General features: G+C 47.7%; 20 protein-coding genes. 11 read left to right on the top strand and 9 right to left on the bottom strand.

Going from position 1 to position 15172, the window contains the following annotated elements; genetic code table 11:
• Positions 1-8 precede the first annotated feature (8 nt).
• Complete coding sequence (locus tag NSS95_RS04435; RefSeq protein WP_035189796.1) at positions 9-947, bottom strand: beta-ketoacyl-ACP synthase III; 939 nt, start codon at positions 945-947, stop codon at positions 9-11.
• 314 nt (positions 948-1261) lie between these two features.
• Here NSS95_RS04435 and NSS95_RS04430 point away from each other — a divergent pair, with 314 nt between their 5' ends.
• Entirely contained in the window at positions 1262-1528 is a 267-nt protein-coding gene (locus tag NSS95_RS04430; RefSeq protein ID WP_014095745.1) for a hypothetical protein, read from the top strand.
• 6 nt (positions 1529-1534) lie between these two features.
• Here NSS95_RS04430 and NSS95_RS04425 read toward each other — a convergent pair whose 3' ends face one another.
• Complete coding sequence (locus NSS95_RS04425; protein ID WP_326244219.1) at positions 1535-2296, bottom strand: NADP-binding protein; 762 nt, start codon at positions 2294-2296, stop codon at positions 1535-1537.
• Positions 2297-2521: 225 nt separating this feature from the next.
• Between NSS95_RS04425 and NSS95_RS04420 the strand changes: the two genes are divergently transcribed.
• Positions 2522-2704: a YjzD family protein gene (locus tag NSS95_RS04420; RefSeq protein ID WP_017550190.1), complete on the top strand. Its 183-nt coding sequence runs from the start codon at positions 2522-2524 to the stop codon at positions 2702-2704.
• 68 nt (positions 2705-2772) lie between these two features.
• On the opposite strand, the gene clpB is transcribed toward NSS95_RS04420, so the two are convergent.
• The 3 genes from clpB to NSS95_RS04405 form a co-directional block, all read right to left on the bottom strand.
• Positions 2773-5355 (bottom strand): ATP-dependent chaperone ClpB, encoded by a 2583-nt coding sequence (gene clpB, locus NSS95_RS04415; RefSeq protein WP_328229115.1) that lies wholly within the window; start codon positions 5353-5355, stop codon positions 2773-2775.
• 115 nt (positions 5356-5470) lie between these two features.
• Complete coding sequence (locus tag NSS95_RS04410) at positions 5471-5650, bottom strand: YjzC family protein (RefSeq protein ID WP_014095749.1); 180 nt, start codon at positions 5648-5650, stop codon at positions 5471-5473.
• A gap of 112 nt (positions 5651-5762) precedes the next feature.
• Positions 5763-6071: a metal-sulfur cluster assembly factor gene (locus tag NSS95_RS04405; RefSeq protein ID WP_014095750.1), complete on the bottom strand. Its 309-nt coding sequence runs from the start codon at positions 6069-6071 to the stop codon at positions 5763-5765.
• A gap of 164 nt (positions 6072-6235) precedes the next feature.
• On the opposite strand from NSS95_RS04405, the gene NSS95_RS04400 reads away from it, so the two are divergent.
• The 4 genes from NSS95_RS04400 to NSS95_RS04385 all read left to right on the top strand — a co-directional run bounded on the left by NSS95_RS04400 (position 6236) and on the right by NSS95_RS04385 (position 8439).
• On the top strand, positions 6236-7057 hold the full coding sequence (locus NSS95_RS04400) for a Cof-type HAD-IIB family hydrolase (protein WP_035189799.1): 822 nt from the start codon (positions 6236-6238) through the stop codon (positions 7055-7057).
• A gap of 86 nt (positions 7058-7143) precedes the next feature.
• Positions 7144-7290, top strand: a complete 147-nt coding sequence (locus NSS95_RS04395; RefSeq protein ID WP_019721806.1) for a hypothetical protein — start codon at positions 7144-7146, stop codon at positions 7288-7290.
• Complete coding sequence (locus NSS95_RS04390; RefSeq protein ID WP_013858766.1) at positions 7290-7487, top strand: DUF3813 domain-containing protein; 198 nt, start codon at positions 7290-7292, stop codon at positions 7485-7487. The genes NSS95_RS04395 and NSS95_RS04390 overlap by 1 nt, the downstream gene beginning before the upstream one ends.
• Positions 7488-7581: 94 nt before the next feature.
• Entirely contained in the window at positions 7582-8439 is an 858-nt protein-coding gene (locus NSS95_RS04385) for a DegV family protein (protein WP_035189801.1), read from the top strand.
• A 228-nt stretch (positions 8440-8667) separates the two neighbouring features.
• Here NSS95_RS04385 and NSS95_RS04380 read toward each other — a convergent pair whose 3' ends face one another.
• Positions 8668-9786, bottom strand: a complete 1119-nt coding sequence (locus NSS95_RS04380) for an RNA-guided endonuclease InsQ/TnpB family protein (RefSeq protein WP_276211062.1) — start codon at positions 9784-9786, stop codon at positions 8668-8670.
• A gap of 87 nt (positions 9787-9873) precedes the next feature.
• Here NSS95_RS04380 and NSS95_RS04375 point away from each other — a divergent pair, with 87 nt between their 5' ends.
• The 3 genes from NSS95_RS04375 (at position 9874) to NSS95_RS04365 (ending at position 11804) form a co-directional block, all read left to right on the top strand.
• Positions 9874-10014, top strand: coding sequence for a ribbon-helix-helix protein, CopG family (locus tag NSS95_RS04375; RefSeq protein WP_003352379.1), 141 nt, complete (start codon positions 9874-9876; stop codon positions 10012-10014).
• A gap of 126 nt (positions 10015-10140) precedes the next feature.
• On the top strand, positions 10141-11013 hold the full coding sequence (locus NSS95_RS04370) for an SDR family oxidoreductase (RefSeq protein ID WP_340713810.1): 873 nt from the start codon (positions 10141-10143) through the stop codon (positions 11011-11013).
• Positions 11014-11246: 233 nt separating this feature from the next.
• Complete coding sequence (locus NSS95_RS04365; protein WP_017550195.1) at positions 11247-11804, top strand: DUF2777 domain-containing protein; 558 nt, start codon at positions 11247-11249, stop codon at positions 11802-11804.
• 75 nt (positions 11805-11879) lie between these two features.
• On the opposite strand, the gene NSS95_RS04360 is transcribed toward NSS95_RS04365, so the two are convergent.
• Genes NSS95_RS04360 through NSS95_RS04350 form a run of 3 tightly spaced genes read right to left on the bottom strand, consistent with a single transcriptional unit; the run spans position 11880 to position 14356 of the window.
• Positions 11880-12251 carry a YisL family protein gene (locus NSS95_RS04360; RefSeq protein WP_014095756.1) on the bottom strand — a complete coding sequence of 124 codons (372 nt, stop codon included), beginning with the start codon at positions 12249-12251 and terminating at the stop codon, positions 11880-11882.
• 49 nt (positions 12252-12300) lie between these two features.
• Positions 12301-13179, bottom strand: a complete 879-nt coding sequence (locus NSS95_RS04355; protein ID WP_035189368.1) for a fumarylacetoacetate hydrolase family protein — start codon at positions 13177-13179, stop codon at positions 12301-12303.
• A gap of 10 nt (positions 13180-13189) precedes the next feature.
• Entirely contained in the window at positions 13190-14356 is a 1167-nt protein-coding gene (locus tag NSS95_RS04350; protein WP_014095758.1) for a DUF418 domain-containing protein, read from the bottom strand.
• Positions 14357-14475: 119 nt separating this feature from the next.
• Between NSS95_RS04350 and NSS95_RS04345 the strand changes: the two genes are divergently transcribed.
• The gene (locus tag NSS95_RS04345; protein ID WP_013858760.1) at positions 14476-14697 is read left to right on the top strand and encodes a spore germination protein; all 222 of its coding nucleotides are present in this window, start codon (positions 14476-14478) and stop codon (positions 14695-14697) included.
• A 13-nt stretch (positions 14698-14710) separates the two neighbouring features.
• On the top strand, positions 14711-14941 hold the full coding sequence (locus NSS95_RS04340) for a spore germination protein GerPB (RefSeq protein ID WP_035182062.1): 231 nt from the start codon (positions 14711-14713) through the stop codon (positions 14939-14941).
• Positions 14942-15172 lie beyond the last annotated feature (231 nt).

Raw genomic sequence — 15172 nt, 5'->3', positions numbered from 1 at the left:
TAAGCGTGTTATCTTCCCCATCTGATCAGTACGGCTCCCCAGGTCAGTCCGCCGCCGAAGCCGACCATCAGGATGAGGTCATCCTCTTTGATCTTTCCTTCTTCCAGTTCATCCACCAATGAAATCGGTATGGATGCCGCCGAAGTATTCCCGTATTTGTGGATTGTTTTCGACATTTTTTCCACCGGCAGGCCGAGCCTTTCCCGCGCAGATTCCATGATTCGGATATTGGCCTGGTGCGGAATTAAGAAATCGACGTCTTCTTTCCTGACGCCGGCCTTTTCGATCACGCGCACGCTCGATTCGCCCATTTGGCGGACGGCAAATTTAAACACTTCACGACCGTTCATGACAATATGGCCACTTTTATCTTCATACAAATATTTTCCGCCTGAACCGTCCGAACCGAGTTCAAAAGCAAGGATGCCCCTGCCTTCCGATACCGGGCCGACAACCGCTGCGCCCGCCCCGTCGCCGAACAGCACCGCCGTACTGCGGTCTTCCCAGTTCGTGATCTTGGATAATTTCTCAACACCTACAATTAAAACATATTTATACGTTTTCGTCTCAATAAATTGCTTGGCCGTCGCAAGCCCGTACATAAAACCGGAACAGGCCGCACTGATATCCATCGCGGCAGCTTTTTTTGCGCCGAGGCGGTCCTGCAACATATTCGATACCGTCGGAAACGGCTGATCCGGCGTCACGGTCGCAACAAGGATTAAGTCGAGCTCTTCCGCGGAAATGCCTGCATGTTTCACCGCTTTTACAGCCGCTTCATATGCCATATCGGAAGTCTCCATATCATCCGCTGCAATCCGCCGTTCTTCAATCCCGGTTCTCGTCCGGATCCATTCATCCGACGTGTCCATCATTTTTTCAAAGTCTGCATTTGTTAAAACCTTTTCAGGATTATATTTTCCGACACCGATAATGCCAGCATTCATTTTGCATTCCTTCTTTCACTAAAATAATCAAAGCGGCATAATTCCTTATCGCACAATATTATGACCTGCTCCTAATTATAACAAAGCCCTGTTTGCTTGTCACGAATAGAAGAAAATACGGGCCATCCCACAATGGCGGGATAAAAAAACGTGCTGCCAATAGGGCGGGGCCGCGCGGATCGCATGGTGCTTGTTTTCCTCCCGCTTTAAGATCCGGGCCATTGATGCAAGCCGATTCAGTTTTTCTCTCATATGCTGATCATAGATCCGGACCGCCCTCATCCTGGCAAAAAAGAAGGAAAGGAAGTGAAAAAATGGAAGAACATGAAAAAATCCACCCTTTTGACCGGATGTTTTTCCCGCAAAAGCGGCAAGAGCCGCCCGGGACCGGACAGGAAGAAGCAGATGAAGAAATAAACGGCGGCTTGTTTGACCTTTCTTTTTTCCGCAATGTGGACATGGAAGCGTTGCTGGATCAAGCTGACAAAGTCGTTGGCATTTTCGAGGAGTTTAAGCCGTTGTTCCGGAAAATCACGCCGGTTTTTGAAAAGTGGCTTTCCCATTTTGAAAAGGAAGATTAGCGTTCTTTAGCTGTTCTTCCGTTGACAGGCGATTTGCTGTTGAATCGCGGCATGCCAGGAAACGGACGGCCGGACGATCATCGGTTCCTGTTCACCTTTTGCCTCAAGCCTGCACGAAGGAAGCGTGGGGCTGCCTGTATCCTGCGTTAAAAACCGGGCGACAGGCTCCCATCCGTTTCCGTCAGGGCTTTGTAAATAAAAGGCTTTCCCCGTTTCCCCTTTTTCAAGCTCGGAGACAATGGCCACTGCGGCATCTGCTGCAAAAAGGGCATCGCGGTCGTCATATTTCAAGTCCGGTTCCGGATTCCCTTTAATCATTTGGGAAAAAGCAAGGCTCCCGGGCTGACCGGGACCGAACAGTGCCGGAACAAAAAAGGTAATGCGTGCGCAATCATCAAGCACGCCGGGAACCCATTCTGCCTGTTCCACGCCCACTGCCAGATGGTTTGGCAGAATGAACGCCACACGTTCGATTTGCGCTTTAAACGGTTCTAAAAAGCGGCATGCATCTTGTAAATCTTCACGGGCATCCCGGACATAATAATCGTATACCGGAATGCAGCATGTGCATTTTTCCGGCGACAACCGGCTCAGAGGCTGGTAATCCAAATTGGCATTTCTTCCGATTTCCATCCATCTTTCTTCCAACAAAAACCCGGGATCCGTTTCTTGATCAGCCGCTATAACCGGATACCCCGCATCAAGCAGTGCCTTGCACAGCTCAAATCCGAAAAACGCCCCGGCACCAATGACAAGTGCTTGATTCATGGCCGGCCCTCCAATCGTCTTTCTTCAAGCATATGCTTTTCCCGCCGTAAAGATACTTCCGGACGATCCAAAACGGACAAAAGGCCGCTGTGCCCATTTCCCGGAATCCGTTCCATCCTTCGGGAAAAAATTCACCCACGGTAACCGGGTTTCCCTTTTCCAATCGATACAGCTGTGATAAGATAAAGGGTGATTTAAAAAGTGTTTTTCAATCGGGGTGAAAGTATGAAATACATCGTAACGATTTTTTGGGTGTTTTTACTGAGCCAAATGCTTGGCTACGTTGGCAGCGCCATGTCAAATTCGCATTACAGCATGAAAACGATGGCCATTATGTCGCTTGTCATTTCCGCTGCTGCATTTATTGTTAATGCAGCATTGCCGAAAAACACAAGTCCCGAACATTAAATCAAAACACCCCTCACCGGAAACCGGGAGGCGCTGCTTTCGCAGTGCCTCCCGGTTTTTTTTCATCATTATCCGGTTGTCACTTGAAGCGAGCCGTCTTTCACATCAAGCGTGACGGTTTGATGCGGCTTCACCTTTCCTGCAATGATTTCTTTTGCAAGCCTCGTTTCAATTTGATGCTGGATAAACCGTTTCAGCGGCCGTGCCCCGTACACCGGATCATAGGCCGATTCCGCAATCCATTTTTTCGCCTCATCGGATAGCTGAAGCCCGACCGATTGTTCAGCGAGGCGTGCAGCCAATTCGTGCATCATTTTATCCACGATGCCCATCATATTTTCCAGCGTGAGCGGCTTGAATAAGATGATATCGTCAATCCGGTTTAAAAATTCAGGCCGGAACGACGCGCGCAACTGTGCCATCACCGCATTTTTCGTCTCTTCGCTGATTTCATCGCCTTTGATATCAAGCAAATAGGACGACCCGATATTTGACGTCATGATCACGATCGCGTTTTTAAAATCAACCGTCCGTCCCTGCGAATCGGTGATACGGCCGTCATCGAGCATCTGGAGCAAAATATTGAACACTTCCGGGTGGGCTTTTTCAATTTCATCCAGCAAAATGACGGAATACGGTTTCCGCCGCACCGCTTCAGTGAGCTGGCCACCTTCTTCATAGCCGACATATCCCGGCGGCGCCCCGATCAGCCGCGAGACCGCAAATTTTTCCATATATTCACTCATGTCGATCCGGATCATATGATTTTCATCGTCAAATAAATGCTGTGCCAGCGCTTTGGCAAGTTCTGTCTTCCCAACGCCGGTAGGGCCGAGAAAAATAAAGGATCCGATCGGGCGGTTCGGGTCTTTCATGCCGGCTCTGGCTCTTAGAACCGCATCGCTGACAAGGCGGACAGCTTCATCCTGGCCGATGACGCGTTCATGTAAAATGCTTTCCAGCTTTAACAGTTTTTCGCGTTCGCTTTGCACAAGTTTTGCAACGGGGATCCCCGTCCAGCGCGCGACAATCGCTGCAATTTCTTCTTCTGTGACTTCTTCGCGCAAAATCCGGCCGCTGCCTTCTTTTTCCGCCATTTGCTGTTCGAGCTGTTTTAATTCTTTTTCAACGGCCGGAATCCTGCCATGCCGGAGTTCAGCCGCTTTGTTCAAATCATACCGGTTTTCCGCTTCTTCAAGATCGCGCCGGTATTTTTCAAGCAATTCCCGTTTTTCCTGTACTTTTTGCAATTCCGCTTTTTCAGCCTGCCATTTGGCGCGCATCCGGTTCGCTTCTTCTTTCAAATCAGCAAGCTCTTTTTGCAAAATGCCAAGACGGGCTTTGCTTGCTTCATCCGTTTCTTTTTGCAGAGCGGCTTCTTCAATTTCCAGCTGCATAACGCGCCTTGTCACTTCATCGAGTTCCGTCGGCATGGAATCCATTTCAACACGGATGTTTGCGCAGGCCTCATCGACAAGATCGATCGCCTTATCCGGCAAAAAACGGTCGGTAATATAACGGTTTGATAGTGTGGCTGCAGCGACAAGCGCTTTGTCATGGATGCGGACGCCGTGGTGGATTTCAAAACGTTCCCTTAACCCTCTTAAAATCGAAATCGTATCCTCCACATCCGGCTCCTGGACGAGCACTTGCTGGAAACGGCGTTCGAGGGCCGCATCTTTTTCAATATATTGCCGATATTCATTCAGGGTCGTCGCGCCGATACAGTGCAGTTCACCACGGGCAAGCATCGGCTTCAGCATATTGCCGGCATCCATTGCCCCTTCTGTTTTGCCGGCGCCGACAATCGTGTGCAGTTCATCGATAAACAGCAAAATCTGCCCGTTGCTTTTTTTGATTTCCTGTAATACCGCCTTCAGCCGTTCTTCAAATTCCCCCCTGAACTTGGCGCCTGCAACAAGCGCCCCGAGGTCGAGCGAAAAAATCGTTTTGTCTTTTAAGCCTTCCGGGACATCTTTCCTGACGATCCGCTGGGCAAGCCCCTCGACAATGGCCGTTTTCCCAACGCCGGGTTCGCCGATCAAGACAGGGTTGTTTTTCGTTTTCCGTGATAAAATCCGGATGACGTTCCGGATTTCCGCATCCCGGCCGATTACAGGGTCGATCTTTCCGGCTTTAACGGCTTCAACAAGGTCAGTGCCGTATTTTTTTAAAACATTGTAGGTTGCTTCCGGGTTTTGCGAGGCCACTTTTTGATTCCCCCTTATATTTTTGATCACCTGAAGCAGTTGCTGTTTCGTGATCCTGCTTTTCAAATACCGGGACAGGTCATCGTGTTCGACATCCATGACAGCCAGGGCCAAATGTTCAACCGAAATGTACTCGTCCTTTAGCGCGCGCATTTCTTCTTCCGCGAGTCCGAACAGCTCGATAAGCGCCGCAGACAAGTACGGTGCGCTTTGCCCGGTCACTTCCGGCTTTTTCGCGAGAATCCCATCTGCTATTTTTCCAATTTCTTCCTTGCTTAAGCCAAGGCCGTTATATATCTCAGGAAGCAGGCTGTCCGGCTTTTCCATTAACGTTTTCCATAAGTGGGCAATATCCAGCTCCGGGTGATGTTTTTGAGCGGCCAGCTGCTGGGCTTCCGCCAAACCTTCCTGTACCGTAAAAGTCATGCGGTTGATATCCATCCATTCCACCTCCGCTATGGCGCGTGCCGTTCATCGCGGCGCGGGCACCTGTCCTTATTTTACCGTTTTTCCTTTAACGGCAGCAAAAAAACGGGGATTGCTCCCCGTTTTGATTTTAAGGTTTGCGTTTGCGCCTCCAATGGCGGGCATCGTTCGTTGTTTCCGGAAAGCGGTCGCCCCTGCTGAGATGGGCGCTTTTCGGGTTTACGACCGGGTCGCCATTTTCGCCAACTTCTACATACACCCCATTATTCGGTGCTTTGCTTCCGGGGTGAAACAGGTTGCTTTGCCCCAAAGTAACGCCCCCTTTTTTTTATCGTCAGTATTAGTTTGGGCTGATCTTTTTAAAGCATGAGCGCTTATTTTTGCCAGTCAAAAAATACAACGGCAAAGAGGGGGCTGTTTGATCAGTTTATTCCGAGCGCAATTTTGGCATACCGCGACATACGGTCTTTTGTCCACGGCGGGTTCCAGACGATATTGACATGGGTGTCCTTCACTTCCGGAATGTCCTGTACCGCCATTTGCACCTGGTCAACGAGAATTCCCGCGAGCGGGCAGCCCATTGCGGTCAGGGTCATGGTCACCGTCAGGCAGCCTTCCTCATCTAGGTCGAGATCATACACAAGCCCGAGGTTTACAATATCTATGCCAATTTCCGGGTCAATCACTTGTTCAAGCGCGCCCATAATGTTTTCTTTCAATGCTTCATCCATGGTTTTCAAACCTCCTCCGTAACTATCATAACAAAACGGTATGCAAGATAAAAATGCTTTACAGCAGGTTTTTAAGCTGGGAAAATGTTATATTATTTAGTATAATGGATCATCACGAAAATTGCATGTAAACTGAATCATTTCGAGAAAAAGGAGAAATTCAAATGCCTCAACCTTATTTAATTGCATTGGATCTTGACGGCACATTGTTAAATGATGAAAAGACCATCTCCCCGAAAACAAAATCCGTTCTGCAAAAAACAATCAAAGCCGGCCATAAGGTCATCATCTCTACCGGCCGCCCTTTCCGCTCCAGCCAGCCGTATTATGAAGAACTTGGACTCGATACGCCGATTGTCAATTTTAACGGCGCTTTTGTCCACCATCCGAAAAATACGGGCTTTGGCATCTATCATGAACCGATGCCGCTTCAAGTAGCAAAATCGATCGTTGAAACATGTGGCGATTTCCGGCTGTATAATATTGTAGCAGAAGTGAAAGATGAGGTGTACCTCCATTATCACGACGAAAAACTGCTCAATATTTTTCAAATTGGAAACCCGCATGTCACAACCGGAAATTTAATGCGCTTTTTAAGAGATGAACCAACGTCCATGCTGATCCATGCAGCAAAGGAAGACGTGCCGTCGATCCGCAGCTACTTAAGCGACGTCCATGCCGAAGTGATCGACCACAGGCGTTGGGGGGCTCCGTGGCATATCATCGAGATCATTAAAGCCGGGCTGAATAAAGCGGCCGGCGTGAAAAAAGTCGCCGACGCATACGGGATTCCGAAAGAAAGGATCATTGCCTTCGGGGATGAAGACAACGACCTGGAAATGATTGAATACGCGGGGACGGGGGTTGCGATGGGAAATGCCATTCCGGCCTTAAAAACAATCGCAAATGAAATCACCCTTTCCAATACGGAAGACGGCATTGGCATTTTTCTTGAAGAAGCGCTGAATTTGAAAGCCATCTCATGAAAAACGCATAATCAGCGCCGGGAATTCCAACACTATAAACGGGCGCGGCACCCCCGTGCACCCTTCCCGTAAAGGCGGTGTTTCGTTTGGGCAGAAGCAGCAAATCGAAACGTTTTGTCCATCAGGGAAAAGATGCAGTGAAGAAGTATAGCGAGCGTTTCCCGTATCACTCCACATTGGCCGAAGCAGAAGCGAACAGGAGCGAAGAAGGCATTCCGGGAGGCATTTTATAATGGCGAACCGACTGTTTCAAGAGGCCAGGCAATTTGTCGAACTGGCGAAAGAGACGGCTGCTTTCGGAACGGAACAAGAAAAGAATGAAATGGTTCAAAAAGCGAAAAATGCTTTATCCAGTGCATATGCCAACACGACACTTGCAGAAAAAGCACAGCTGCGCGATATGCAACAGGAACTTGGAAAATTGGAATAGCTGCCGAAACCCGGCAGCTATTTTCTTTTGGAAATTGTGCAAAACGAGGAAAATCGGTAAACTAAAGACAGAACTGATTGTGAGGGTGAAAACGATGGGCATTCAAATTTTTGCTGACAGTGCCAGCGACTTGCCGCTGTCTTTTTTCAAAGAAAACCATGTACACTTGATTCCGTTGACCGTTTATGTAGAGGACAAATCCTATGACGACCTTGTCGGCATTGACCCGAAAGAAGTGTTCCGTTTGATCCGTGCGGGGGTGGGTACAAAAACTTCGCAACCGTCACCGCAATATTTTGAAAAACTTTTTACCGATCTTGCCAAATCGGGGGACACCGGCATTTACCTGGCTTTTTCGTCCGAGCTGTCCGGAACGTACCAAACCGCGGCCATGATCGCCGAACAAGTGAAAGAAGCCTGTCCCGATCTTGATTTAACGGTACTCGATACGAAATGTGCTTCGATCGGTTACGGCCTCGTTGTAAAAGCAGCCGCCGATTTACGAAAAAACGGGGCAGGAAAAGAGGAAATCGTCCGTGATGCCGCATTCCGCAGCAAGCATATGGAGCATATTTTCACAGTCGCCGATCTTGATTTTCTTGCCAGAGGCGGCAGGCTATCGAAAACAAGCGCATTTTTCGGCGGCCTGCTGAATATTAAACCGATCCTCGATGTAGAAGACGGGAAGCTCATTCCGATTGAAAAAATCCGCGGGCGGAAAAAACTGCTGCACCGTATGCTCGATATCATGGAAAAACGCGGCACGGACCTTGAACACCAGCTGGTCGGCATCTGCCACGGCGATGATGAAGCGGCTGCGGAAGAAATGAAACAGCTGATTGAAGCGCGTTTCGGCACAAAACAATTTTTAATCAACACGATCGGCGCCGTGATCGGGTCGCACGCCGGGCCGGGCACATTATCCGTCTTTTTCCTGAATGAGCTGCCGTAACGCCTTCCAACTTTTTTCCGGGCATACCGGTTAATAGAAATTTTGGACGGGTATAGACTAATGGTGATGGCCAGCCAATCCAAATTCCGGATTGCCGTTCCGTGTGAACTACCCTCCACTTATCAACCTTACGGTTTGATTGAAGTGGGGGCTTCTCGACTTATCGTTGCTTTTACTAGCCAACGAAAACTGACCGAGCTAACCCTCTTGTTCCAAGAGTTTTGTTACTTATGATAACGCTAATAAGCGTATACCTTCATTTTTAATATTGATTGCTGAATTGTGATCGCGATCTAATACAAAGCCGCAAGAACATTTATATACACGTTCAGATAATGGCATTTCTTTTTCCTTGCCGCAACATGAACACTTCTTAGTGGAGGGAAACCACTTATCAATTTTCACAAGTTGTTTCCCCTGTTCTTTTAGCTTATACGCTAAGAAAGTAGTGAACATACCCCAGCCGTTATCATGAACGCTTTTCCCAAAGTGAAGGGCTTGAGACATCCCTTTCATGTTCAAGTCCTCAATCACGACAGCATCAAAGTTAGAAGCTAATTCTTTTGACTTATGATGAAGAAAATTCATGCGTTGGTTCGCCACTTTCTCATGTAATTTAGCCACTACTAGTCGTTGCTTGTTCCAACGTGCAGAACCTTTCTTTCTTCGAGAAAGAATTCGTTGTGCTTTTGCTAATTTATCTAAGGCTTGCCGATAGTAACGTGGGTAATTGGCTTTCTTACCCTGTTCACTCTCGACATATAGACCATCCATAGCAAAATCCAAACCAACAACTTTCTGTATTTTAACTGGACGAATATCTTTCTCATATTCTGTCAAAATTGAAATGTAGTATTTGCCTGTCTTTGTTTTAGAAATAGTGCAAGATTTGATTTTATAATCAGCAGGTATCTCTCTATGCTGTTTCATTTTTATTGGCTTTTTGATTTTTGGCAGTTTGATATGACCATTTTCTAGCTTAATATTTCCGTTGACCATATTAGTTGTATAGGATTGTTTTGCTTTACGATTTTTGAACTTTGGAAAATCCGCATTTCCTTCAAAGAAATTCTTATAAGCAGTCTGTAAGTTCATTTGTGCATTTGCCAAAGCTAAAGAATCCACTTCTTTTAGGAATGGAAATTCACTTTTATATTTTGCAGGGGTCGGAAACTTTTGCTTTTTAAGCAATTCTTTATCATCCTTGAACTTTTCATACGTTTCTTTGCGTTCAGCTAACATCTTATTGTAGACAAAGCGAACACAACCAAATGTCTTAGCTAATAATGCGGATTGTTCTTTGTTTGGTAACAAACGAAACTTGAAAGCTTTGTTTTGCTTGGCCATATCAATTCACCTCACTTTGTGCGGAAAAATTTCGTATATATTGATTATATCGTAAAAAATCCGTACAATCAATATGAGGTGATAATCATGAGAGAAGAGAAAGAACGTGTAGAAATTCGTATGCCTAAGACGATATTAGAAAAATTGGAGCAATATCAAAAAGAAAATGGGATTCCAACTAGAACAGCCGCAATCTTAGAATTGTTGAGAAAAGGATTGGAAAAATAACTTTGGCTAAAGCCAACCGAAATTCATCTCCCACCTACTCATTGGTGCGATTCGCACCTTCACATTCCTTGAGGATGGGAGACTTCTTTCGGAAAAACGTTAAAAATTGAACGAGGAGTGGTAAAAGTGGCGAACGAACAAAATGCTTCCAAGAAAACTTTGCCCGCCCAGCACCAGAACAGGCAGCCCGGCACAGAAACGGAAATGAACCCGCAGCCGGAAAATGTGAAAGACAACTACAAAGGAAGCGGCAAACTGGATGGAAAAGTTGCGCTCATTACCGGCGGGGATTCCGGCATCGGCAAATCTGTCGCCATTTATTTTGCAAAAGAGGGCGCGCATGTCACCATTTGCTATCTGAATGAAAATGAGGATGCAAAACAAACAAAAGAACTGGTGGAAAAAGAGGGGCGCCAATGCCTGATCATCCCGGGCGATATCGGGGACGAACAGCATTGCCGGGACGCAGTGGAAAAAGTGGTCAGCACATTCGGCCGGCTCGATATTTTGGTGAATAATGCGGCCGAACAACACCCGCAAAAAAGCATTCTGGATATCTCGGAAGAACAGCTTGTGAGAACATTCCGGACCAATATTTTTTCACAATTTTTCATGGTGAAAGCCGCACTGCCGCACTTAAAAGAAGGCAGCTCCATTATTAACACGACTTCGATTACGGCTTATCAAGGCAGCCCGCAACTGCTTGATTATTCGGCAACAAAGGGCGCCATCGCAGCATTCATACGCTCTTTGTCACAGGTGCTCGTATCAAAAGGCATCCGCGTGAACGGCGTGGCCCCGGGGCCGATCTGGACGCCGCTAATCCCGTCAACCTTTACGGCAGATCAGGTTGAAAAATTCGGTTCCGACGTCCCGATGAAACGCCCCGGTCAACCGTCCGAACTGGCACCTGCCTATGTCTATCTTGCGTCCGACGACTCAAGCTATGTGACCGGGCAAGTCATTCACGTAAACGGCGGCACCGTGATCAACGGCTGACGCGCACACCGGAAAGGCACATTCCTTTCCGGTTTTCTTTTTGCTTAAAAAAGGCGCGCACGATACCGGCGTACATTTCCCCGGACCAAAGTTTCTTGATGCAAAACAGTGAACATTTTTACGGGCTAAAATCTCTAGCTCCGGACCCTTTTCTTTCTGCTTATAAAGGTATGAAAACCCCTCCCCTTGTCAAAAACAAATAAGGAAATGATGCTCGGGAAGGAGGGCCGCAAATGGACGGACAGTTCAGATTAAAAATCATGGAATGCCAGTCCCGCGCTTTTTTAACCGGTTCAATCGAGAAGCTGAATGAAGAATGGGTGTTTTTTGATGATATATCTGATGAGGCATCGATGCTCGAGGAGTTTGTTGGCCAAAAAATTGAAATCTTCCATTCCGGGCGTTGGAAAAAAGGCATATTAACAGAAGATCAAACCGTCATGTCGGACGGAGAAATGCTTCTTCTTGAAGAAAAAGCAAGCTTGCGGATTCCGAAGCCGGTCAATTTTTCGCTTGAGATGCTCTTCGGAGAGTGGGAGGACGGCCTGTTTCACCGCTTCGTCTCTTTCTTAAACGGGGCAGGCTTTTCTATTTATGATTGTATCTACTGTCATAACGTATTGTCATGCCTCGTCAACCTGGAGAAAAAAGAAGGCGTGAATTTCATGCTGTTTGATAACGGGGAGGCTATTTTATCCGTCCACCACCATTTCCGGCTGGGCAAACAAGCGGACGAGTGGTTCGAGTGTACATGGAGTAACGGAAGGCGCATGCTTTTGAAAAAAATGTAAAAAGGGAGGCAAGCCGACCCTTGCCTCCCCTCTCCAAATCCTATCCTGAAAAATTGCACCGGTACCGCATGGGCGTCAATAAAAAGGATGCCATCCCATCGGCAGGCGCAGCCCAAGATACAGGACGGCGGCGAAAAAGATGATCAGCAAAACCCAGAGAATTCCGGTACTTTTTCTTTTAGAAAGCCGCAGCGTAATCATTTCCATCATCCCGATCACGAGAATCCCGCCAAGCAGTTTAAGGCCGTACAGGGCAGGATCGAGGCGCTGGTTATGGAAAAAGAGCAGCGCACCTGTGACGATGACGAGTATGTAAAACAGCCTTAAAACCATCTGGACCGTTTTAAATGCCTTTTCTTTTCCTGCGCGATGGAGGAACAAGGCCAAAATAAACAAAAGGATCGCAATGACCCATGTTGTGACATGCGCATCTGTCCGGGTTAACATCGTTCGATCTTCTCCTTTGCTTCTTTATCTGTCTTATACCCATCTTACTTTATTTGATGGTGTTTCGCAAAGTTCCCACCTTTTCAACCGTAATTTCAACCTCATCACCCGGATTCAAGAAACGCGGCGGATGAAACCCGTTGCCGACGCCGGCTGGGGTGCCCGTTGCAATGATATCCCCGGGTAAAAGCGTCATCCCTTTCGACAATTCGGATATAATCTCCTCAACCGGGAAAATGAAGCGGGATGTATTGGACTGTTGGCGGACTTCCCCGTTTACTTTTGTCACGATATCAAGCGCATTCGGATTTTCGATTTCGGAATGATCGACAATCCACGGACCAACCGGGCAGGATCCGTCCAGACTTTTCCCGATAAAATATTGCTTATGCTTCCGTTGAAGATCCCTCGCTGTGATATCGTTTAAAATGGTATACCCGAACACATGGGAAAGGGCATTTTCTTTTGCAATCTGCTTCCCTTCCTTCCCGATCACGACGGCCAACTCCCCTTCGTAATCCAACTCGCGGGTAACCGTCCGGTGTGAATCAACCGGTGCTTCATGTGCATTGACAGTTGTTGTCGCTTTTGTAAACACGATAATATGTTCAGGAATATCTTCCGCGCTCCCCATTTCAATCGCATGTTCCCGGTAATTTTTGCCGACACACAGCATGTTTCTCACCGGATTCGGAATCGAGGGAAGGCAGGAAACCTCGTGAAGCGGAACGAGCGCGCCTTCAAGGGTTGCTTCCGGTTTTTTCAATGCTTCCCGGACACGGCCGGTAAACACCTCGCCCGCCCGGATGCCTTCAAGCAAAGATGGCGGAAAACCATTATCCAAAGCCCGTAAATTTAAAATCGTTGTTTCATTATAAAGCACACCGTATTGGACCTGGTCTTGCCAAACAAAGCTCATGAATTTCATCGTATACACCTCATTCTTTTTTGTCATTTCGATAACTGAGTCGCCGCCAGCCCCATTCAAGCGGCCCGTAGCGGAAGCGGTGCAGCCAAATGTCGGAAACCAGCACTTGCATAAGAAAAAGCAAAACAACAAGCAATACCCCGCTTGACACAGACAGCTTTCCGTAAAGCCCGAGACCGTAGGCGTAAAAGATCAAAGAGGCTAAACCAGACTGGCTGATGTAATTGGAAAGCGACATCCTCCCGGCCATTGCAACCGGCCTGAGAAAATCCGCCAGCCGGTGCTTCACACAGAGCTCAATGAGTGCAACATAAGCACCGCTTAAGATGACGCCGCCGATCGTCTCCCGGATGTACAGAAAAGGCAGGATGGGGGCGACAATAACCGGCAACAGTTTGCAAAACAGGCCAAAAGCAAAGCAGCAACAAAAAAACAGCAGCCATTTTTTTGCCGGAATCCTCCTCTTTGTAAGCCAGCCTTCCCTGCAAACGCCCGCTCCCGCCATTATCAGCGGAAAAACAGACAGAAAAGCATGCCATGTGCCGGAAGGGCCGTATACCGCATACCAATCCAGCCACCTTCTTTTCGTAATGTCGATAAAGCTCCCGTTTGCATACACCTGCAATGAAGCGGTGGCATTGCGCCAGTCGGTATACAAAAGTGAAGCGTCCGGCGACCGGATGGCCATCACCATCAGGTAAAAGCTTATGAGTAAATGCGGGATAAAAAAGAGCGCAGCCCCGCCAAACATCAAAACTTTTCCTCCCAGTTTCAGAAAAGGCAAAAGCATCATGCCAAAGACTGCATAAGCCGCTAAAATGTCCCCCGGCCAGATGAGCCATGCATGGGCAAGGCCGAGAACGAGCAAAACGGAAAGGCGCCGGAAAAGAAACTGATAAACCTCGACCCCTGCCCTTTCCGCCCGCTGTTTTTGCACCATCAGCCCATATCCGAAAAGAAACGCAAAAATGGGATAAAAACTGGACTGGAAAAATACCTCAATCCATGTCACGATTGCCCGATCCTCCGCTTTGAACCAGTCATACGGATTTATATAAAGATAAGGGGACAGAAAAGAAAGCATATTGACCATCAGAATGCCAAAAAGGGAAAATCCCCTCAGTATGTCAATTGCAGGATTCCGCCGTTTTTCACGGATTGGCGCCCATTCAGCCATTGCAACGCTCCTTTTTTGTTTTTGCCTGTTAGGCGGATAAATCACCCTTTTTTCGGTTGCTTCATACAATAAAATATGAAAAAGCCAATTGCCACTGACCAAGGAAGGATGTGCGCGCCATGCCCGGTTTTGTCGGCGCCGTCCAAATTATCAGCATCGGATCAAGCGGCGTCTTTAATGTCGGTGACGTATTCCTAATTCAGCCGGTTGCCAGTTCCAAAACGTTTGCCGGGGCGGGATCTTTTAATACCGGTGAAAACCTGTCCATTACAAACTACCAGTCCAATACCAACACGTATGATTTTGATGCCATTGACCAGGGAAACTATTTTAATTTGTAACGGGTGAAAACAGATGAATTTTTACGTGCAACAAAGCATCCACATCCGCATGATCAAGATCGGCGGCATTACCAATTCTTCCGTCTTCCAAATTGGCACGTCCGGCATCATCAAGCCGGCAGCTTATTTGTATAATACCGGAAATTTTTCCGAACCGGCTCCTACTGCCGCTGCAGACCAGCCTTACAATCCGAATGTGACCGTTCCGATGCAGTCCGGCGCTTCCGCTTCAAGCTCAAGATAGAAAGCGCAGGCTCGGTTTTCCCGGCGTTATGCCTGAACATGACCGGCATGTTCTTTCCGGCTTATGCGCCATTTCGGGCTTGAAGCACCACTTTGTTTCGGGCGTCATTCTAAAAGCCGCGGCCTTGATACATTCCTGGCTGCAGGATGCGCGGACCCGGTTTTCCCGGCGTCGTGTTTGAAGCCGGCATGTTCTTTCCGGACAGATGTAGGGTAGATCGCGTGTGCTGAA

Source organism: Weizmannia sp. FSL K6-3076 (genome assembly GCF_038007245.1).
Lineage (GTDB): Bacteria > Bacillota > Bacilli > Bacillales > Bacillaceae_C > Weizmannia > Weizmannia faecalis.
The sequence above is the reverse complement of the archived record's forward strand: the minus strand, read 5'-3'. Positions and strand labels throughout refer to the sequence as shown.